25 protein-coding genes are annotated in these 20373 nt (G+C 35.5%); 2 read left to right on the top strand and 23 right to left on the bottom strand.

The window, feature by feature from the left end:
* The first annotated feature begins 1 nt into the window (after position 1).
* Together DFQ03_RS05195 and DFQ03_RS05190 are read left to right on the top strand one after the other, a co-directional pair.
* Positions 2 to 514 carry a DUF1648 domain-containing protein gene (locus tag DFQ03_RS05195; protein ID WP_133672081.1) on the top strand — a complete coding sequence of 171 codons (513 nt, stop codon included), beginning with the start codon at positions 2 to 4 and terminating at the stop codon, positions 512 to 514.
* Positions 514 to 1950 (top strand): SDR family oxidoreductase, encoded by a 1437-nt coding sequence (locus tag DFQ03_RS05190; RefSeq protein ID WP_133672079.1) that lies wholly within the window; start codon positions 514 to 516, stop codon positions 1948 to 1950. Before DFQ03_RS05195 ends, DFQ03_RS05190 begins: the two co-directional genes overlap by 1 nt.
* Before the next feature lie 15 nt (positions 1951 to 1965).
* Here the strand turns inward: DFQ03_RS05190 and DFQ03_RS05185 are convergent, their stop codons facing one another.
* The 23 genes from DFQ03_RS05185 to rpsH form a co-directional block, all read right to left on the bottom strand.
* The gene (locus tag DFQ03_RS05185; protein WP_133672077.1) at positions 1966 to 4140 is read right to left on the bottom strand and encodes a xanthine dehydrogenase family protein molybdopterin-binding subunit; all 2175 of its coding nucleotides are present in this window, start codon (positions 4138 to 4140) and stop codon (positions 1966 to 1968) included.
* 3 nt (positions 4141 to 4143) lie between these two features.
* Complete coding sequence (locus DFQ03_RS05180) at positions 4144 to 4635, bottom strand: (2Fe-2S)-binding protein (RefSeq protein ID WP_133672075.1); 492 nt, start codon at positions 4633 to 4635, stop codon at positions 4144 to 4146.
* Between the two features lie 9 nt (positions 4636 to 4644).
* On the bottom strand, positions 4645 to 5256 hold the full coding sequence (locus tag DFQ03_RS05175; RefSeq protein ID WP_133672073.1) for a hypothetical protein: 612 nt from the start codon (positions 5254 to 5256) through the stop codon (positions 4645 to 4647).
* Between the two features lie 108 nt (positions 5257 to 5364).
* Positions 5365 to 6294, bottom strand: coding sequence for a citrulline utilization hydrolase CtlX (gene ctlX / locus DFQ03_RS05170; RefSeq protein WP_133672071.1), 930 nt, complete (start codon positions 6292 to 6294; stop codon positions 5365 to 5367).
* 41 nt (positions 6295 to 6335) lie between these two features.
* Positions 6336 to 7250 carry a dimethylarginine dimethylaminohydrolase family protein gene (locus DFQ03_RS05165; RefSeq protein WP_133672069.1) on the bottom strand — a complete coding sequence of 305 codons (915 nt, stop codon included), beginning with the start codon at positions 7248 to 7250 and terminating at the stop codon, positions 6336 to 6338.
* A gap of 94 nt (positions 7251 to 7344) precedes the next feature.
* Positions 7345 to 8631: a citrate synthase gene (locus DFQ03_RS05160; RefSeq protein WP_133672068.1), complete on the bottom strand. Its 1287-nt coding sequence runs from the start codon at positions 8629 to 8631 to the stop codon at positions 7345 to 7347.
* 114 nt (positions 8632 to 8745) lie between these two features.
* Entirely contained in the window at positions 8746 to 10281 is a 1536-nt protein-coding gene (locus DFQ03_RS05155; RefSeq protein ID WP_133672066.1) for a glycogen synthase, read from the bottom strand.
* Between the two features lie 120 nt (positions 10282 to 10401).
* On the bottom strand, positions 10402 to 11694 hold the full coding sequence (gene eno / locus DFQ03_RS05150) for a phosphopyruvate hydratase (RefSeq protein WP_133672064.1): 1293 nt from the start codon (positions 11692 to 11694) through the stop codon (positions 10402 to 10404).
* Between the two features lie 103 nt (positions 11695 to 11797).
* Complete coding sequence (gene carA / locus DFQ03_RS05145) at positions 11798 to 12925, bottom strand: glutamine-hydrolyzing carbamoyl-phosphate synthase small subunit (RefSeq protein ID WP_133672062.1); 1128 nt, start codon at positions 12923 to 12925, stop codon at positions 11798 to 11800.
* A 94-nt stretch (positions 12926 to 13019) separates the two neighbouring features.
* Entirely contained in the window at positions 13020 to 13553 is a 534-nt protein-coding gene (gene rplQ, locus DFQ03_RS05140) for a 50S ribosomal protein L17 (RefSeq protein ID WP_133672060.1), read from the bottom strand.
* 59 nt (positions 13554 to 13612) lie between these two features.
* A complete protein-coding gene (locus tag DFQ03_RS05135; protein ID WP_036152173.1) occupies positions 13613 to 14605 on the bottom strand; it encodes a DNA-directed RNA polymerase subunit alpha in 993 nt (330 codons plus the stop codon).
* 17 nt (positions 14606 to 14622) lie between these two features.
* Positions 14623 to 15228 carry a 30S ribosomal protein S4 gene (gene rpsD / locus DFQ03_RS05130; RefSeq protein ID WP_073242622.1) on the bottom strand — a complete coding sequence of 202 codons (606 nt, stop codon included), beginning with the start codon at positions 15226 to 15228 and terminating at the stop codon, positions 14623 to 14625.
* A gap of 89 nt (positions 15229 to 15317) precedes the next feature.
* On the bottom strand, positions 15318 to 15710 hold the full coding sequence (gene rpsK / locus DFQ03_RS05125; protein ID WP_027064807.1) for a 30S ribosomal protein S11: 393 nt from the start codon (positions 15708 to 15710) through the stop codon (positions 15318 to 15320).
* 9 nt (positions 15711 to 15719) lie between these two features.
* Positions 15720 to 16094: a 30S ribosomal protein S13 gene (gene rpsM / locus DFQ03_RS05120; protein WP_133672059.1), complete on the bottom strand. Its 375-nt coding sequence runs from the start codon at positions 16092 to 16094 to the stop codon at positions 15720 to 15722.
* Between the two features lie 2 nt (positions 16095 to 16096).
* The gene (ykgO, locus tag DFQ03_RS05115) at positions 16097 to 16213 is read right to left on the bottom strand and encodes a type B 50S ribosomal protein L36 (RefSeq protein ID WP_013305171.1); all 117 of its coding nucleotides are present in this window, start codon (positions 16211 to 16213) and stop codon (positions 16097 to 16099) included.
* 8 nt (positions 16214 to 16221) lie between these two features.
* Positions 16222 to 16437 carry a translation initiation factor IF-1 gene (infA, locus tag DFQ03_RS05110; protein WP_013305172.1) on the bottom strand — a complete coding sequence of 72 codons (216 nt, stop codon included), beginning with the start codon at positions 16435 to 16437 and terminating at the stop codon, positions 16222 to 16224.
* A gap of 3 nt (positions 16438 to 16440) precedes the next feature.
* On the bottom strand, positions 16441 to 17784 hold the full coding sequence (gene secY, locus DFQ03_RS05105) for a preprotein translocase subunit SecY (RefSeq protein ID WP_133672057.1): 1344 nt from the start codon (positions 17782 to 17784) through the stop codon (positions 16441 to 16443).
* 14 nt (positions 17785 to 17798) lie between these two features.
* Positions 17799 to 18251: a 50S ribosomal protein L15 gene (rplO, locus tag DFQ03_RS05100; RefSeq protein ID WP_133672055.1), complete on the bottom strand. Its 453-nt coding sequence runs from the start codon at positions 18249 to 18251 to the stop codon at positions 17799 to 17801.
* 12 nt (positions 18252 to 18263) lie between these two features.
* Positions 18264 to 18443, bottom strand: a complete 180-nt coding sequence (rpmD, locus tag DFQ03_RS05095) for a 50S ribosomal protein L30 (protein ID WP_073242614.1) — start codon at positions 18441 to 18443, stop codon at positions 18264 to 18266.
* A gap of 10 nt (positions 18444 to 18453) precedes the next feature.
* Entirely contained in the window at positions 18454 to 18978 is a 525-nt protein-coding gene (rpsE, locus tag DFQ03_RS05090) for a 30S ribosomal protein S5 (protein WP_058103817.1), read from the bottom strand.
* Between the two features lie 9 nt (positions 18979 to 18987).
* Positions 18988 to 19344 (bottom strand): 50S ribosomal protein L18, encoded by a 357-nt coding sequence (gene rplR, locus DFQ03_RS05085; protein ID WP_133672053.1) that lies wholly within the window; start codon positions 19342 to 19344, stop codon positions 18988 to 18990.
* An 11-nt stretch (positions 19345 to 19355) separates the two neighbouring features.
* Positions 19356 to 19898 carry a 50S ribosomal protein L6 gene (rplF, locus tag DFQ03_RS05080; RefSeq protein ID WP_133672052.1) on the bottom strand — a complete coding sequence of 181 codons (543 nt, stop codon included), beginning with the start codon at positions 19896 to 19898 and terminating at the stop codon, positions 19356 to 19358.
* A 19-nt stretch (positions 19899 to 19917) separates the two neighbouring features.
* A complete protein-coding gene (gene rpsH / locus DFQ03_RS05075; protein WP_133672050.1) occupies positions 19918 to 20316 on the bottom strand; it encodes a 30S ribosomal protein S8 in 399 nt (132 codons plus the stop codon).
* Positions 20317 to 20373: the final 57 nt, after the last annotated feature.

The following is a 20373-nucleotide window of genomic DNA, read 5'->3' as shown; positions in this document are numbered from 1 at the left end:
TATGTTCGCAGATTCGCCAAAAATAGATATAAAACTTACTAAAAATCAGCAAAGGCAGATTGCTATTGGATGGATTATAATAGCGCTGAATTTCATAGTTGTTGGCATTTTTTATGCCGATTTACCAGATAGTATTCCTGCACATTTTAACTACAAGGGAGATGTTGATGGTTATGGAAATAAAGATTCAATTTTGACTCTCCCTATTTTAATGGGATTAACCTATGCCCTTTTGGCTTTTATAATCAAAAAGGTAAAACCATGGTATATGAATTACCCAGTTAAAATAACAGAAAAGAATGCCCCTGAAGTTTATAAAATGTCATTGCAAACTTTGATTTATATGAACTTGTTAATATCGATTATAGCCACTCCAACAATTGTAGAAACGATTTTACAAGCTCATAAAATCGACTTAGGTTTTAAAATATCAAGCCTATCAATAATTATTGTAGCTGTCGTAACCCTACTACCGCTCTATTTCATTTTTAAAATGTTCAAAATACCCAAATAATGAAAATACTACTTACAGGAGCCAATGGTTATATAGGTATGCGCATTTTGCCGCAGCTATTAGAAATGGGGCATGAGATAGTTTGCGCTGTACGTGATGAAACCAGGCTTTCTGTAGACAAAGAAACCAGGCAACAAATAGAAGTCATAGAAATTGACTTTCTAGAAGAACCAAAAGAGAATGTAGTTCCTCAAGATATTGATGCCGCATACTTTTTAATTCACTCCATGAGTTCATCTACACAAGATTTTGATGAAATGGAGGCTAAAACTGCTGAAAATTTCAACAAATACGTTGCTGAAACTCAAATTGAACAAGTAATTTATTTAAGCGGAATCGTAAATGATAATAATCTATCTAAACATCTACAATCCAGAAAAAATGTAGAAGACATTTTGTATCAGGGTAACTTTAAATTGACAGTATTAAGAGCAGGTATCATTGTAGGATCTGGAAGTTCTTCATTTGAAATTATTCGAGATTTATGTGAAAAATTACCTGTTATGATTACTCCAAAATGGGTTTTAACAAAAACACAACCCATTGCTATACGTGATGTTATTGCATTTTTAACGGGTACATTGGGTAATGAAAAAACATATAATGATTCCTTCGATATTGCCGGCCCCAATGTACTTACCTATAAAGAAATGCTGCATAAATATGCAGAGGTCAGGGGATTCAAAAACTGGATTTGGACCGTACCTGTAATGACCCCAAAACTTTCTTCGTACTGGTTATATTTTGTAACCTCGACTTCATATAAATTAGCATTGAATTTGGTTGACAGTATGAAGATTGAAGTAGTAGCAAAAGATACCCGATTACAAAATATTCTCGGTATTACGCCCCATACTTACAAAGAAGCCATTGACCTGGCTTTTAAAAAAATCGAGCAGAATTTAGTGATTAGTAGCTGGAAGGATAGTATGATCAGCGGACTGTTTGTCGATAATCTCGAAAAACATATTCAAGTTCCAAAGTATGGAGTACTAAAGGATTATAAACAACTAAAAATTTCACATCCTGAAGAAGTATTGGAACGTATTTGGAGCATTGGCGGTGAAACCGGTTGGTATTACGGAAATTGGCTTTGGAAAATACGCGGATTTATGGACAAGCTTTCTGGTGGTGTCGGTTTAAGACGTGGACGTACACATCCTCATAAAATATTTGCCGGTGATTCGCTAGATTTTTGGCGGGTACTATTAGCTGACAAAAAAGCTAAACGACTACTACTATTTGCAGAAATGAAATTACCAGGCGAGGCATGGCTAGAGTTTAAAATAGATGAGAGCAACGTGCTACATCAAACCGCAACATTTAGACCACGTGGCTTAAGAGGTAGGTTATACTGGTACAGTATAGTACCGTTTCACTACTTCATTTTTGGTGGTATGATTAAAAATATCGCTGATCAGAAGAATGCTAGTTAATAATAAATTATGCTGTTAAGTTTTCTTCGATAACTTTAAAGGCATCTCGGTCAATCGTTCGCCTGTTAAGCGTCTAACAGCATTGGCAATTGCAGCACCAATTGGTCCTAAAGGCGGCTCCCCCACCGCACCTGGTGTGTCTTTGCCTTGTAGTAGAACTACATCAATTTCTTTAGGTGCGTTCTTCATTAAAGCCATTTGATATGGTCCGTAGATCGTAGGAGTTAATTCCCCATCCTCCACAAACATTTGCTCATAAAGCACAGCACTCATCCCCATAATTATACAACCTTCGCATTGTGCACGAATCTGATCAGGATTTACGGCTAAACCAGGATCCATGGCAACGGTTACTTTATGCACGACAATTTCATTATTAACTATTGAAACCTCCGCTACCTGCGCACATGGCGTATTTGCATCTATAGAAGCAGCAAAACCCATTGCACGACCATCTTTTACCTCTTCGCTATAATTAGCTTTTTCGGCAGCGGCTTTAATTACATTTTTTAAACGAATGTCAATGGGCTCAGCTGCTATTTGATTCAATCTAAAATCTACCGCATTCTTATTCGCTTTTAGCGCCATTTCGTCCATAAAACTTTCCATGGCGAACGTATTGGCTAACAATCCTAGACTACGCCACCAGCTAGTAGCAAAAGGCAACTCTACATGCCAGCACTCAGCCTTAAAATTAGGAATAGCAGTGTATTGAATGAATCCGCCACGAATGGCACCAACATCGGCTCCTAAAAAGTTGGTAAGCGCATTAGGTACTAAGGCAGAATCGGTAGCTACATCACCACTCACAAATTGATGCTCTAGTCCGTCTAGATAACCTTCAGCATTTAATTTTCCTTTAATAACATGATGTGTTGGCGGTCGAAACATGTCATGCTCAAACTCTTCTTTTCTACTAAAAAAGTATTTAACAGGTTTACCGACAGCTTTAGATAAAATTGCCGCCTGCACTGCATGCGGCGTATGTAATCTTCTACCAAAACCACCACCCAAATAAGTAGGTATTACATTGACATTTTCCACATCTAAATCTAATCGCTTGGCTACCTCTTTTCTAGTAATGCTTACCACCTGTGTGGATATTTTTATAGTAGCGCTATCGCCATCAACAAAAGCAACAACACCATTTGGTTCAATTTGAGCGTGCGCCCCAATCGGACTTCTAAATTCTAATATTTCTACTTTATCTTGATCATTAAAAGAGTCTCCGTTTTTTTGAATCACCGAAGACTTTCCATTACCGACAGTCATCATTTTGACAATTGCCTCGGTATTTAAATTATCATAGCTATTCCATGTAACAATAATGGCATCTTTTGCTTTCTCCGCTTCTAACATAGAGTTTGCAACTACACCAACAAAATCATTTTCAACAACAATCTTAACTACACCAGGCATATTCTCTGCCGCCTTCGTATCTGCACTAATAAATGTTGAACCTATTTTAAAAGGTCTTACCACGGCACCATAAAGCATATCAGGCATTTCTGCATCCATTCCGAATATTGGATCTCCGTATACCTTAGCATCCAAATCAACCCTAGCAACAGGTTGACCTATGTATTTATAATCTTTGGCATCTTTTAATGCAGGAACATCTGGCACTTCCCAATTCTCAACTCCCGCTGCCGCTTGAGCATAGGTCAATGTTTTTCCGTTGCCGGATATTAGCCCGTCTTCAACAGAAAGCTGATCGACATCTACATTCATTTTAAGAGCAGCTTGCTTTAAAAGCATAACCCGAAGCATGGCAGAAAGTTCTCTAAGCGGTTTCCACAGTCCAGATATAGAAGTACTACCACCAGTAGCAAAACTATCTACATTACCAGTTGAAGAAGCTGCATGTACCACTTGAATCTGGTTCATAGATACAGACAATTCTTCGGCCGCCATTTGTGCAATACCGGTAAATGTGCCTTGACCCATTTCCATTTTCGGAGAATATAACAATATATTATTATCAGAAGTTACCTCGAACCATATCATGGGTTGGTCAATATTATCGAGATAAGGCGCTTCGAGTGAATTCACTACACCTAAAATTTGACGTCGAATAGGACTTCTAAATAAATAAGCCCCAATTGCCACAACACCTATAGTTCCTAATCCGCCTTTGACTAAAAATTTTCTTCTTGAAACCTTCTTTGAATCACTTCGTTTACTAGCCATCGATTACGCCTCTTTAGATTCATTAATTACCTTCTCAGCTTGTAACTTCGCCGCTTTATATATGGCTTTTCGCATTCGGTAATAAGTACCGCAACGACATACATTTATAATATTCTTATCGATATCTTCATCTGTAGGTTTAGGAACCTTATTCAGCAAGGCAGCAGTCGCCATCATAAAACCCGGTTGACAATAGCCACATTGAGGCACAATCTCTTCGATCCAAGCCTGTTGAACAGGATGCGGATTCTCTCTATCTCCCAACCCTTCTATAGTGGTCACTTCTTTTCCATCCGCAAATTTTACGGGGTATGAACAAGACCTGACCGCTTCACCATCTACATGTAACGTACAGGCACCACAAGCCGCTTTTCCACAACCGAACTTTGTACCCTTTAAATCTAAAGTATCTCTAACGACCCAAAGTAAAGGTGTGTTTTCATCTGCTATATCTACGGTTTTTGAAACACCGTTTACAGTCAAGGAAATTTCCATAAAATTTTATTATTTAGAAGGTATTATTGCTCCATCAGCAAACCAGTTTTCAACAGCTTTCTTAAATTCTTCTTTTGAAACTGGTGGTATTGTTCTTGGCTCACCATCTGCATCTACGCCAGGTTCCCAAGCCCAAAGCACCAAATCGTCTTCGGTCATATGCTCAATAAGCTCTTGATGACTTCGATTACCATTCATACTCTTATCAAGTAAACGTTCTGCTATTTGCGCGCGGGTTAATCCTTCCCAAGCCATTGAAGCTGGTGCCAATGCCCAATGTGGAGCACCAGGCACACCAGAATTTAAATTATTTTGAGATTGATGACATGTATTACAACTAGTCGCTTCAAAACCATGATCATCTTCACCCCTAGCCATTCCAAAATGATGAGGATGACTAGCGTCGCCCTGTTTTGGTATGTCGTCACTAGGGTGACAGTTCATACAACGTTGATGGGTAAGTACATCCATCATCTTATCATAATCGTCATTAGAATTTTGGGTATTCTTGGATTGTTTCTCCAAAATTTCATAAGCCGAAATTTTTGGTGTATTTGCCAATGCAAATAGGAAGCCCACGACAGTTAACGCCAGAAAAGTATAAATTGGTTTTAGCTTCATAGTGATTTTTTAAATGTAAACAAACATCTAACCTCCTTGAAGATAGCGAATACTTTACAAAAATATTACCCCATTAAAATATATAATTTAACAGGGTAATTATTTTAATTAATCCTTTGGAAGAAAAACCTCTGCCATCATACAGCGAGCACTACCACCACCACAAGTTTCAATTGTATCTAAAGAGCTATGTAGAATAGCACAATGATTTTCAATTTGTATAATCTGCTCTGGCCGCAAACTATCATAAGCAGCAGTACTCATAACCATATACCTTTTGTCATCACTACCTAAAACCTGAAGCATATTACCTGCAAAATGATGCATTTGTTGTTCGGTAATAATAATAACTTCTTTACCATCTTTTTTAAGATGGTCCAATACATTTTTTCTTTCTTTCTTATCATCAATAGAATCTGTACAAATGACAACAAAATTTTCAGCCAAAGCCATCATAACATTCGTATGATAAATGGGTAATCGCTTACCATCAACAGATTGATTAGCCGTAAAAATCACGGGAAAAAAATTAAAATCTTCACAAAACTCAATAAACAAATCTTCATCTGCACGTTCAGATAATGCACAATATGCTTTTTTGTTTACTCTATCTATTAGTATACTTCCTGTACCTTCAAGAAATAATTCTTCTTCTTCGGCAGAAGTGTAATCGACAACATCATTGATTTTAAAACCGTTCTGTTCCAAGATTTCGAAAATATCTTCTCGACGTTCATTTCTTCTATTCTCAGCAAACATTGGGTAAACACCGACTGTACCATTTGCATGAAAAGAGATCCAGTTATTAGGAAAAATACTATCTGGAGTATCAGGCATTTTAGTGTCTTCGACAACAATAACGTTAACTCCTTTATTTTTTAATACGGATACAAAGGCATCAAACTCTTCTTGAGCTTTTTGATTTATCTCTTGATTCTTCATATCAATATCTTCCATAAAATAATTATTGACAGCGGTCTGTTCATTCATTCTAAATGAAACCGGACGAATCATCAGTATAGTATTTGTTATTTGCATAGGGGTACTAATTAAATTTTCTTTTTTATAAATCTTTAATTTTAAGCTCTTATTAAAGGCAGGGTACTACAACGTAACAATCCTTCTTGCTTTGAAATTTCGGCGTACGCAATTTCTTCTACCGTAAAACCTTGCTCACGCAACCAATTATTAAGGCGTGTAAAATTACGTTCAGACACCACAACATCTGGTGAAATAGAAAACACGTTACTATACATATGGTACATTTCATTCGCATCTATTTCAAAAATATTTTCTTTTCCAAAGAAGTCTACCAACCACTGATATTCCTCTTCTACAAGAAATCCATTTTTATGTAAAATAGCTTTGCCTTTTCCTAAAGGTTGAAAACAGCAATCTAAATGCAATGCATTTTCTTGCGCTACAGTATTAGACTTTCTTAATTCGAAAGACTTAATTGTTTTGTTCGGAAATTGTTTCGTTAAATAAGTAACAGCAGCTTTATTAGTTCTAGCAGTTATATATGTAGAATAATCTGGTGCCGTATACGTACCTACAAATATATAATCGTTCCAAGGCATAACATCACCACCTTCCACGTGAACATCTTCTGGAGGTGTCAAAATATCATCATCATCAATCTTATCTAAAACATGTAATATTGCTTCTACCTCTTGTTCCCTATCTGGCAATATATTCGCTTTAATTAATTTGTCTTCAATAACAAAAGCAATATCCCTAGTAAATATTTGATTACAGTTTTCAAGAACTTCAGGTCTATAGACCTTAACATCATATTTCTCGAACACTTTTCTAAAACCTTCCATCTCAGCAACCATATCTGCTTCAACCGGGTATGTACCAGCCTTTATGTGTTCTACCGATTTTGGATCGTAAGCCTCTTCAATGGTAGGCGTAGGCCCAGAACTTTTGGCGATACCTAGAACCACTGCTTTTAACCTTGAAACTTCATCCTTGATATTTAACTGTAACATATATTTATATTTAAATACGAATTAAAAAATGGCATAAAAAAAAGCTCCTTTAAAAATTAAAAGAGCTTTTTGTTTTTTTGATAACGGTAGCAATCTACCTTTTGTCCAGTTCGACAAAAGATCTTAAATTTTCACCAGTATATACTTGTCTTGGTCTACCAATTGGTTCACCGTTCAATCTCATTTCTCTCCATTGTGCAATCCACCCGGGCAATCTACCTAAAGCGAACATTACCGTAAACATTTCTGTTGGTATACCTAAAGCTCTATAGATAATACCTGAATAGAAGTCTACGTTAGGGTATAATTTTCTGTCCACAAAATACGGATCTTCTAGTGCTTCTTTCTCTAAACCTTTTGCAATTTCAAGAATTGGATCTTCTATACCTAAATCTGCCAATACTTCATCAGCAGCTACTTTAATAATCTTTGCACGTGGATCGAAGTTTTTATATACTCTATGCCCGAAGCCCATTAATCTAAAAGGGTCAGACTTATCTTTAGCTTTCGCCATGTATTTCTTCGTGTCGCCACCATCTGCTTCAATAGCTTCAAGCATTTCTAATACTGCTTGGTTAGCACCCCCATGAAGTGGCCCCCAAAGCGCAGAAATACCTGCAGATAAAGATGCAAACAAACCAGCATGAGAAGATCCTACAATACGTACCGTACTAGTAGAACAGTTTTGCTCATGATCAGCATGTAAGATTAATAACTTATCTAATGCCTCTATAACAACCTTATTCTTTTTATAATCTTGGTTAGGACGCTTAAACATCATTTTATGAATGTTCTCAACATAGCCTAAACTATCATCGCCATAATCTAAAGGAAGACCTTTCTTTTTACGCAAAGTCCAAGCTACAAGAACTGGAAATTTAGCGAGAATACGAACAATTGCATGGTACATGTCTTCATCAGAACTTACATCAACCGTTGATGGGTTAAATGCAATCAATGCGCTAGTCAAAGAAGATAAAACTCCCATTGGATGTGCTGATTTTGGAAAACCGTCCAAAATCTTTTTCATCTCTTCATCTACATGAGATTCATCTTTAATGTCTTTATGAAATTTCGCTAATTCTTCTGCATTTGGTAATTCACCAAATATCAAAGCATAAGCTACCTCTAAGAAATCAGCTTTCTCAGCCAACTCTTCTATTGAGTAACCTCTGTAACGTAAAATTCCTTTCTCACCATCTAAAAAAGTAATAGCACTTTCACAAGATCCTGTATTTTTAAAACCTGGATCAATAGTTATAATTCCATTGGTAGCCGAACGCAATGTTTTGATATCGATTGCGAGTTCGTTTTCGGTTCCCTTTATTACAGGAAACTCATATTTTTCACCATTATATTCTAAAATAGCTTTGTCTGACATTTTTATTTTTACGTTTTAAATACTTCTCGTAAAGTTAACAAAACAAGAATGGTTTACCAATTTCATAAATTTGTTTTGGGTAAAATTAACAATAAGTACTATGAATAGCTTTGATTACAACAGATATAGTGACTCGTAATATGCATCTAAAGATTTTTCCCAAGTAAAACGCGCCTTTTTTGCATTCGCTTTTATCTTTTTCCAAGCAGGTTTATCGTGCTCCCACATGGTCAATGCCTCATCAAAACTCTTCACCATATTACTAACTTGCTCATCATAGGTATCTCCACTAAAAGCAAAACCTGTTTTCAAATGATCTACGGTATCTTTTAATCCGCCAGTATGATGAACCAAACATGGGTTACCGTTTCTCATCGCCAACATTTGACTAATACCACATGGTTCAAATAAACTAGGCATAAAATACAAATCTGTTTCTAGGTACATTGAATCAATCAAATCTTCAGATTGTCCATTGGTAAACACAAAATTTTTGTGATGATAACTCATATGACGAAAGAACTCTTCATAATCTGGATCGCCAGTACCTAATAAAATGAATATACCGTCAATTTCATTCAACCTAGCCAGCATTTTCTCAAATGCTTCGGGAGATCTTTTTAGAAAATAGAATTTTTGTTCCGTTAATCGCGCTACACTAGACACAATGAATTTTGGTCTATTACCTACAAATTGCATAATTTTCTCTCCTGTATGCGCGAGAAAATCAGCTTTATATTTTTTAGAATTTTCTTGAAGCCATCTAAAAATAGCTTTGACAGTATTTCTATATAAAAATCCCTTCTCTGCAACTCTTATATTACCGTAGTTACTAGCATTTAAAATACCAAAAAGTCTACCTTCATTATCTGCCCTTATCAAATCTTCCTCTAAACTTTCACCTCCAATAAACTCAGGTCTTCTACTTGGCAAAAGAACATCTTCTTTATAGGACGGAGAAACGGTATGAATTGCATCGGAAAAACGAATGCCTACAGCCATTAAATTTATACAATCTTGGTAACGCAAATCCATCAAAGCTTTATGATCCAATTGAATTTCTGGAAACCAATGATTCACCGAAGCATAATTATTATAGAAAGGACGAATACCCTGTATAGCTAAATTATGAATAGTATACACATATCGCATCTTTTTCAAATCTTGATATTGGGGATGATATGTTTTTATAAATAACAGTGCTGCCGAATGCCAGTCATGCATATGAACAATATCCAAATCACCAAACGCACCAATTTTAATTGCTTCTGCCGTAGCTGCGCAAAAAATAATGAATTTTACAAAATCATTAAAAAAAGGTTCTGTAGGATCATCATGATAAATATGAGCTATACCACCCTCTAATATTTCAGGATGATGAATAACATAATGGGTTATATTTTTATCGACCTTTTTGGGAATTACCTCATATAATTCTGCGGTATATGGCAGACCCCTTAGACTAAACTCAAGTTTAGTTTTAAAAATTCCATTTTTATGAAGTCTACAATAAGAAGGAACAACTACGTGAACTTTATCTCCTCGGTTCGATATCTCTCTAGGAACGTCTCTAACCACGTCACCCATTCCACCAGCTTTACAATCAGGAATGGCATCATTCTCTGCAGAAACAAAAAGAAAATTATTCATACGCTAACAAAGAGAAGTTATTATTGGTTTATTCTCAAAAGGTAGTTAAAGTTTTGAAGTACGCCAAAAAAAAAAAGCCTTTCTCGAAAGAAAGGCTTGATTATATATTTCACATTAGAATTAACCTAATTTAAAGGCTTTTTCTTGTGGATAGTAAGCTGTACTTCCTAATTCTTCTTCGATACGAAGTAATTGATTGTATTTAGCCATACGATCTGATCTTGATGCTGAACCTGTTTTAATTTGACCAGTATTTAAGGCTACAGCCAAATCAGCAATAGTATTATCTTCTGTTTCGCCAGAACGGTGAGACATTACTGAAGTATACCCTGCATTTTTAGCCATATTAACAGCAGCAATTGTTTCTGTTAATGTACCAATTTGATTTACTTTGATCAAAATTGAATTTGCAATACCTCTTTCGATACCAGTAGAAAGACGCTCAACGTTTGTAACGAATAAATCGTCACCAACTAACTGAACTTTATCTCCTATTTTATCGGTCAAAGATTTCCAACCATCCCAATCGTTTTCATCCATACCATCTTCGATAGAGATAATTGGATATTTAGCACTTAAATCAGCTAAATATTGAGCTTGCTCTTCAGAAGTTCTTATAACACCTGATGCACCCTCAAATTTTGTGTAATCATATTTACCATCAACGAAGAATTCTGCTGCAGCACAATCTAAAGCGATCATTACATCATCACCCAAAGTATAACCAGCATTTTTAACTGCTTTTGCGATAGTATCTAAAGCATCTTCAGTACCACCTGCTAAATTCGGTGCAAAACCACCTTCATCACCTACTGCAGTACTAAGACCACGGTCATGTAATACTTTTTTAAGGTTGTGAAAAATCTCAGTACCCATTTGCATTGCATGACTAAAGCTTTCTGCTTTAACAGGCATTACCATGAACTCTTGAAAAGCGATAGGCGCATCAGAATGCGAACCACCGTTAATAATATTCATCATTGGAACGGGAAGCGTGTTAGCGCTAACACCACCAATATATCTAAAAAGAGAAAGACCTAATTCATTTGCAGCAGCCTTGGCAGCAGCTAATGAAACACCTAAAATTGCGTTCGCCCCCAACTTCGATTTGTTTGGCGTACCGTCTAAATCGATCATAGTTTGATCTAAAAGATTCTGATCGAACACACTCATTCCCAATATCTCTTCCGCAATAATACTGTTTACATTATCAACAGCTTTAGTTACGCCTTTACCCATAAAAGCTTTACCTCCATCACGTAACTCAACAGCCTCATGCTCACCCGTAGAAGCACCAGAAGGAACAGCTGCTCTTCCCATTACTCCGTTTTCGGTAACTACATCTACTTCAACTGTTGGATTCCCTCTAGAATCTAATATTTGTCTTGCGTGAACATTTAATATAATACTCATTTATAATCTTTTTATTAGTTGTTTGTTTAAAAAGTAAAGATACAAAAGCATGCTTTTAACTAGCCCGTTCAACCCCTACATTTGCCAATTAATTAATGTTTATTTAAACTATTTCGTTATGTTTTGAACAATTCTCAATTAATTTAAAAAAATCATCGAAAAGATAATCTGCATCATGTGGGCCCGGACTTGCTTCCGGGTGGTATTGAACAGAAAATACATCTTTATCTTTCATACGAATACCAGCAACCGTCTTATCGTTAAGATGTGTATGGGTAATCTCTAAATTTACATTTGCTTCGGTTTCTTCTCTATTAATAGCAAAGCCGTGATTTTGTGAAGTTATTTCACCTTTACCCGTAATAAGGTTTAATATTGGATGGTTAATACCTCTATGACCATTGTGCATCTTATATGTAGAAACTCCGTTTGCCAATGCCAATACTTGATGACCTAAACATATGCCAAAAAGCGGCTTATCGGTTTCTATCATTTTTTTAACTGCAGCAATAGCATCTACCAAAGGCTCAGGGTCTCCAGGTCCATTAGAAATGAAAAAAGCATCAGGGTTCCAAGAAGACATTTCTTCAAAACTACTATTGTAAGGATATACTTTTACATAAGCACCTCTTTTAACCAGGTTACGTAAAATATTCTTCTTGATACCGATATCAAGAGCTGCAATTTTGAAGTTTGCATTTTCGTCACCAACAAAGTATGGCTCCTTTGTAGAAACCTTAGAAGCCAACTCTAACCCCTCCATACTAGGCACCTCACTCAATCTATTTTTTAAGTCTTCGATATTGTCAATATCAGTTGAGATTACAGCATTCATTGCTCCATTATCTCTAATATAGCTAACCAATGCTCTGGTATCTACATCTGAAATAGCGAATAACTCATTCTTATCTAAAAAACCTTGTAAACTATCGTCTGCCAAAGGTCTTGAATACTCATAACTGAAATTTCTACAAACCAAACCTGAAATTTTAATTGATTCAGATTCCATTTCATCTTTATTTACACCATAATTACCAATATGAGCATTGGTAGTTACCATTATTTGTCCAAAATAAGATGGATCTGTAAATATCTCTTGGTATCCTGTCATTCCAGTATTGAAACATACCTCTCCGAAAGCAGTACCTTCTTTGTCTCCAACTGATTTTCCAAAAAAGATAGTACCATCTGCAAGTAATATTATAGCTTTTCTCTTTGCCTGATATTTCATTTTAGTCTTATAATTTATTCGTTCACAAAAAAACATAAAAAAAGGATAAGCTAGAAAGCTTATCCTTTTTCATTATTAATATTTATTGACAATTTTATTCCTTAGAATCATCTGTCTTAGCTTCTGTTTCAGTTTGAGCTTCTTCAACCTTAGCATCTTTCTCTGTAGAAACAACTTCAGCATCACTACCACCGGATCTTCTACTTCTTCTCGTAGATTTCTTCTTAGGCTTGCCAGCGTTATACAATTCGTTGAAATCAACCAATTCTATCATTGCCATGTCAGCATTATCACCTAAACGATTACCTAATTTGATAATTCTAGTATAACCACCTGGTCTATCTGCAACTTTTTCAGATACAACACTGAATAATTCAGTAACTGCATACTTATCTCGAAGATTCTTGAAAACGATACGTCTGTTATGAGTACCTTTCTCAGCACTAACATTATTTTCTGCTTTTGATTTAGTAATCAAAGGTTCAATAAATTGTTTTAAAGCTTTTGCTTTAGCAACTGTAGTGTTGATTCTTTTGTGTTCGATTAAAGAACATGCCATGTTAGCTAACATCGCTTTTCTATGGGCAGTTTTTCTACCTAAGTGATTGATTTTTTTACCGTGTCTCATGTTTCAATTTTATCATCTTGCTACCAAACTCGACAGAACGAGGAGCAAAATATGATTATTTAATCTTTATCTAATTTGTATTTTGATAAATCCATTCCAAAACTTAATCCCTTGTTAATTACAAGTTCTTCAAGTTCTGTCAAAGATTTTTTACCGAAGTTTCTGAACTTCATTAAGTCATTTTTATTGAAAGAAACTAAATCACCTAAAGTATCAACTTCAGCTGCTTTCAAACAGTTAAGTGCACGAACAGAAAGGTCCATATCAACTAATTTAGTTTTCAATAATTGTCTCATGTGTAAAGACTCTTCATCATAAGTCTCTGTTTGAGCAATTTCATCAGCTTCTAATGTAATACGTTCATCAGAGAATAACATGAAGTGATGGATAAGAACTTTTGCCGCTTCCGTTAAAGCATCCTTTGGATGAATTGATCCATCTGAAGATATTTCAAAAACCAATTTTTCATAATCAGTTTTTTGCTCTACACGAAAGTTTTCTATACTATATTTTACATTCTTAATAGGTGTAAAAATAGAATCAACAGCTATTGTACCTAATGGTGCACCAGATTTCTTATTTTCCTCTGCAGGAACATATCCTCTACCTTTTTCAATAGTTATCTCCATATTGATGCTAACTTTAGCATCCATATTGCAAAGAACTAAATCAGGATTCAATACTTGATATCCAGAAATAAACTTTTGAAAGTCACCAGCAGTTAATTGATTCTTACCACTTACAGAAATTGAAACAACTTCAGCTTCAGAATCTTCTATTTGCTTCTTGAAACGAACCTGTTTCAAGTTTAATATAATCTCTGTTACATCTTCAACAACGCCAGGTATAGTAGAAAATTCATGTTCTACTTTATCAATCCTAACCGAAGTAATTGCATGACCTTCTAAAGAAGAAAGCAATACTCGTCTTAATGCATTCCCAACAGTTAATCCATAACCAGGTTCCAAAGGGCGAAATTCGAACTTCCCTTCGAAATCAGAGGAATCGATCATTATTACTTTATCGGGTTTCTGAAAATTAAATAATGCCATAATTGGATCGGTATTGTTTATTTAGAGTATAACTCCACGATTAATTGTTCTTTGATATTTTCTGGAATCTGTAATCTTTCAGGAATAGTAACATAAGTACCTTCCTTCTTTTCACTGTTCCAAGAAATCCACTCATAAACCGCACTACTAGCAGCTAATGAATCTTGAATACTTTGTAATGATTTAGATTTCTCTCTAACACCAACAACATCTCCTGCTTTCAATGAATAAGAAGGTATGTTTACCAACTCACCATTTACCGTAATGTGTCTATGAGATACTAATTGTCTTGCACCGCTTCTAGTTGGAGAAATACCCATTCTATAAACCACGTTATCTAAACGAGACTCACATAATTGAAGTAATATTTCACCAGCAACACCTTCTTTTCTTTTCGCAGTCTGGAATAAGTTTCTGAATTGCTTTTCTAAAATACCGTAAGTATATTTAGCTTTTTGCTTCTCCATTAATTGAACAGAGTACTCAGATTTTTTACCTCTTCTTCTGTTATTACCGTGTTGTCCTGGAGGGTAATTCTTTTTTTCGAAAGATTTGTCATCTCCGAAAATTGCTTCGCCGAATTTACGGGCGATTTTTGATTTTGGTCCTGTATATCTTGCCATTTTCTTTTAATTTGAAAGTGAGATTATGAATTAAGGCTTATCCTTCGATAATCGTAACTACACTTTCGGTGAAATATAATTGTAATTAATTAAACTCTTCTTCTTTTAGGAGGTCTACATCCGTTATGAGGCATTGGAGTAACATCGATAATCTCTGTTACTTCGATACCAGCATTATGTAAAGATCTGATTGCAGATTCCCTTCCATTACCCGGACCTTTTACATAAACCTTAACTTTTCTTAAGCCTGCTTCATGAGCAACTTTAGAACAATCTTCTGCAGCAACTTGTGCAGCATAAGGTGTATTCTTCTTAGACCCTCTAAAACCTAATTTACCGGCAGATGACCAAGAAATAACATCTCCCTTTTTATTTGTCAAAGAGATAATGATGTTGTTGAAAGATGCACTGATGTGCGCCTCACCTACAGAATCAACTATAACTTTACGTTTCTTGGTAACTTTAGTACTTGCCTTTGCCATACCTAATTATTATTTAGTTGCTTTCTTCTTGTTAGCAACTGTTTTACGCTTTCCTTTTCTAGTTCTAGAGTTATTCTTAGTACGCTGACCTCTTAAAGGTAAACCTGATCTATGACGAATACCTCTATAACAGCCAATATCCATTAAACGCTTAATGTTCAACTGAGTCTCTGAACGTAATTCACCTTCGATTACAAATTCAGAGACAGCTTCCCTGATACGACCTATTTCATCATCATTCCAATCAGAAACCTTAGTATCTTCGCTAACTTGGGCTTTACTCAATATTTCTTGTGACCTACTTCTTCCGATTCCGAAAATATAGGTTAAGGCGATTACGCCTCTCTTTTGTTTTGGTATATCTATACCTGCGATTCTTGCCATAACTACCCTTGTCTTTGTTTAAATCTAGGATTCTTTTTGTTGATTACGTACAACCTGCCTTTTCTGCGAACAATCTTGCAGTCGGCACTTCTCTTCTTAACTGATGCTCTTACTTTCATCTTGTATCTTAGTATCTATATGTAATTCTTGCTTTAGTAAGGTCATAGGGACTCATCTCTAATTTAACCTTATCTCCAGGTAATAGTTTAATATAGTGCATACGCATCTTACCTGATATATGCGCTGTTACCACATGTCCATTCTCCAACTCTACACGAAACATTGCATTTGATAATGCTTCGATAATAGATCCATCTTGTTCTATTGCTGCCTGCTTAGCCATAAATTATGCTACTTTTCTATTTTTACCCGTTTTCATTAAGCCATCATAATGTCTATTCAACAAATACGAATTAACCTGTTGTACAGTATCTATTGCTACACCAACCATAATTAAAAGGGAGGTACCTCCATAAAACAAAGCCCATCCAGCTTGAACATCCATCAACTTTACCACTATTGCCGGTAAAATAGCCAGCAAAGCTAAGAAAATAGATCCAGGTAACGTTATTAAAGACATAATCTTATCTAAATAATCTCCAGTTTCTTTTCCTGGACGAATTCCAGGGATAAAACCACCACTTCTTTTAAGGTCATCAGCCATCTTATTGGTAGGAACCGTTATTGCGGTATAGAAATATGTAAAGATTATAATCAATATTGCGAATAGTAAATTATATGCCCAACCAAAAATATCACTGAACTGTACTTGCATCCATTGTCCAAATGAAGTGTCATCAAAAGCACCACCTATCATACCCGGTACAAACATAATTGCTTGTGCAAAGATTATTGGCATTACTCCCGATGCATTCAATTTTAAAGGAATATACTGTCTTGATCCCATGATATTCTTTTCATACCCACCAGAAGCAGTCCTTCTTGCGTATTGAACAGGTATCTGTCTTGTAGCCATTACTAAAAGGATACAAGCCAAAATAACCAAGAACCAAACAATCACTTCAATTAGAATGAACATTAGTCCACCGTTGTTATCCGTAGTTCTAGAAATAAATTCTTGAACAAAAGATTGGGGCATTGTAGCGATTATACCAATCATAATCAAAAGTGATATGCCATTACCGATACCTTTATCAGTAATTTTCTCACCTAACCACATTGCAAATACGGTACCTGTTACCAATATGATAACTGCTGGCACCATAAAATCTAATCCTTTACCTAATAAAAAAGCACTATCTCTAACACCAAAAGCTTCTAAACCATATAGGTATGCAGGGGCTTGTACTATACAAATTCCGATGGTCAACCATCTGGTTATTTGATTTATAGTTTTACGACCGCTTTCGCCTTCTTTCTGTAACTTTTGAAGATAAGGAATTGCAATACCCATTAACTGAACCACAATAGATGCAGAGATATAAGGCATGATACCTAATGCAAAAACAGAAGCATTAGCGAACGCCCCTCCTGTAAATGCATTTAAAAGACCAAAAATACCTTGATCAGTACTATCCGTTAAACCACCTAATTGTGTTGAATCTATACCTGGAAGTACGATTTGACAACCGAAACGATAAACTAACAAAAGACCTAATGTAATAAGAATTCTATTTCTTAGTTCTTCTATCTTCCAAATATTGGATATTGTATCAATAAAATTCTTCATGCTCTCGTTTATGCTTACAAACTTATTGCTTCACCACCTGCTGCCTCAATCGCTGCTTTGGCAGATGCTGTAAATTTATGTACTGAAATTTTAAGAGGAGCTTTTAACTCTCCATTTCCTAAAATTTTCACCAAATCATTTTTACCAACTAATCCATTCTCGATCAAAAGATCTAAAGTAACCTCATTGGTTAAAACCTTATTATCAACAAGCTCTTGCAATTTCTCTAAATTGATACCTTGGTATTCTTTACGATTAATATTCGTAAAACCAAACTTAGGTACACGACGTTGCAAAGGCATTTGACCACCTTCGAAACCTATTTTCTTAGAATAACCAGATCTTGATTTTGCTCCTTTATGACCTCTTGCAGCTGTTCCGCCTTTTCCAGAACCTTGACCTCTTCCAAGGCGTTTTCCGTCTCTATTAACTGAACCTTCTGCAGGCTGTAGATTATTTAAACCCATTTTATTCTAAATTTAAGCCTCCTCAGTGGAAACTAAATGTTTAACTTTATTTATCATTCCAAGAATGTTAGGTGTATCATTATGCTCTACAACCTGACCAATTCTTTTTAAACCAAGAGCCTCTAAAGTTCTTTTTTGATTTTGAGGTTTCTTAATTCCACTTTTTACCTGTGTAACTTTAATCTTTGCCATAACTTTCCTCTTAACCTTTAAATACTTTTTCTAAAGAAACACCTCTTTGTGTAGCAATAGTTTTTGCATCTCTAAGTTGTAATAAAGCATCAAATGTAGCTTTTACAACATTATGTGGATTTGAAGATCCTTGAGATTTTGATAATACATCATGCACACCAACAGATTCTAATACTGATCTTACAGCACCACCAGCAATTACACCGGTACCATGAGATGCAGGTTGTATATATACCCTTGCACCACCAAATTTACCTTTTTGCTCGTGAGGTAAAGTTCCTTTGTTTAAAGGAATACGAACTAAGTTCTTTTTACCATCTTCGATTGCTTTTGCGATAGCAGTAGCAACTTCTTTTGATTTACCTAAACCGTGACCTACAACACCATTCTCATCACCTACAACAACAATTGCAGAAAAACCGAATGCTCTACCACCTTTTGTTACCTTGGTTACACGTTGAATACCAACTAATTTATCTTTTAAATCTAAACCACCTGGCTTAACAGTTTCTACGTTTTTATATTTTTGGAACATACTAGTATATTAGAATTTTAGTCCTGCTTCTCTTGCACCATCTGCTAAAGATTTTACTCTTCCATGATACAAATTACCTCCTCTATCAAAAGCAACTTTATCTAAGCCAGCTTTTAAAGATTTCTCAGCGATTGTTTTACCAACCAAAGCAGCAATCTCAGTTTTATTTCCTTTTGCTTTTGCGATATCCTTATCTCTTGAAGAAGCGGATACTAAAGTGACTCCTTTAACGTCGTCTATAACTTGAGCGTAAATTTCGCTGTTACTTCTAAATACAGATAACCTTGGTTTAACTGCAGTTCCAGAAGAAACCTTACGTATTCTACGTCGGATTCTTAATTTTCTTTGTGTTTTTGATAATCCCATAATATCCTTTATTAAGCTGATTTACCAGCTTTTCTTCTTAATATTTCACCTACAAACTTAATTCCTTTCCCTTTGTACGGCTCCGGACTACGGAAAGATCTAATCTTTGCTGCAATATGACCAACTAATTGTTTGTCATGAGAAGTAAGCTTTACGATAGGGTTCTTACCTTTTTCAGAAATTGTTTCAACCTTTACCTCAGAGGCAAGATTAAAAACAATATTGTGAGAAAAACCTAAGGCTAAATCAAGTTTTTGACCTTGATTACTAGCTCTATACCCTACACCTACTAATTCTAACTCTTTGGTCCATCCTTTTGACACACCTTCAACCATATTAGTTATAAGTGATCTATATAAACCGTGCTTTGCTTTATGCTCCTTAGAATCAGATGGTCTCGTTACGAAAGCCTGTCCGTCTTCTACTTTAACCGATACTCCCGAGAACTCTTGAGTCAACTCACCTAACTTCCCCTTAACAGAAATGATATTGTCGTTGACTTCAACTGTAACTCCTTCAGGAATTGCGACTGGATTATTACCTATTCTAGACATTTTCTAAATCTTTAATCAATTAATAAACGTAGCACAAAACTTCACCACCAACTTTTTCTGCCTTTGCTTGCTTGCTTGTCATTACACCATGAGATGTAGAAACGATAGCAACACCTAAACCATTCAATACACGAGGTAAATCTTCGCTACCTGCATATTTTCTAAGACCAGGCTTACTTATACGCTGTATTTTCTTGATAACAGGTTCTTTTGTAAGCTTATCATATTTCAAGGCTATTTTAATAGTTCCTTGAACTTTGCTCTCTTCGAACTTGTAACTTAAAATATATCCTTGATCGAATAATATTTTAGTAATTTCTTTTTTTAGATTCGACGCAGGTATTTCAACAACCCTATGTCCCGCTCTACTTGCGTTTCTAACTCTCGTTAGGTAATCTGCAATAGTATCTGTTACCATATGTATATAATTCGGAAACGGTTTTCAGCACTTAAGCCAAACCTGGATCCATTAATA

Source organism: Maribacter caenipelagi, assembly GCF_004364175.1.
Classification (GTDB): Bacteria; Bacteroidota; Bacteroidia; order Flavobacteriales; family Flavobacteriaceae; genus Maribacter; species Maribacter caenipelagi.
Note: the sequence above shows the minus strand (reverse complement) of the source record. Positions and strands in the feature narration are given on the sequence as shown.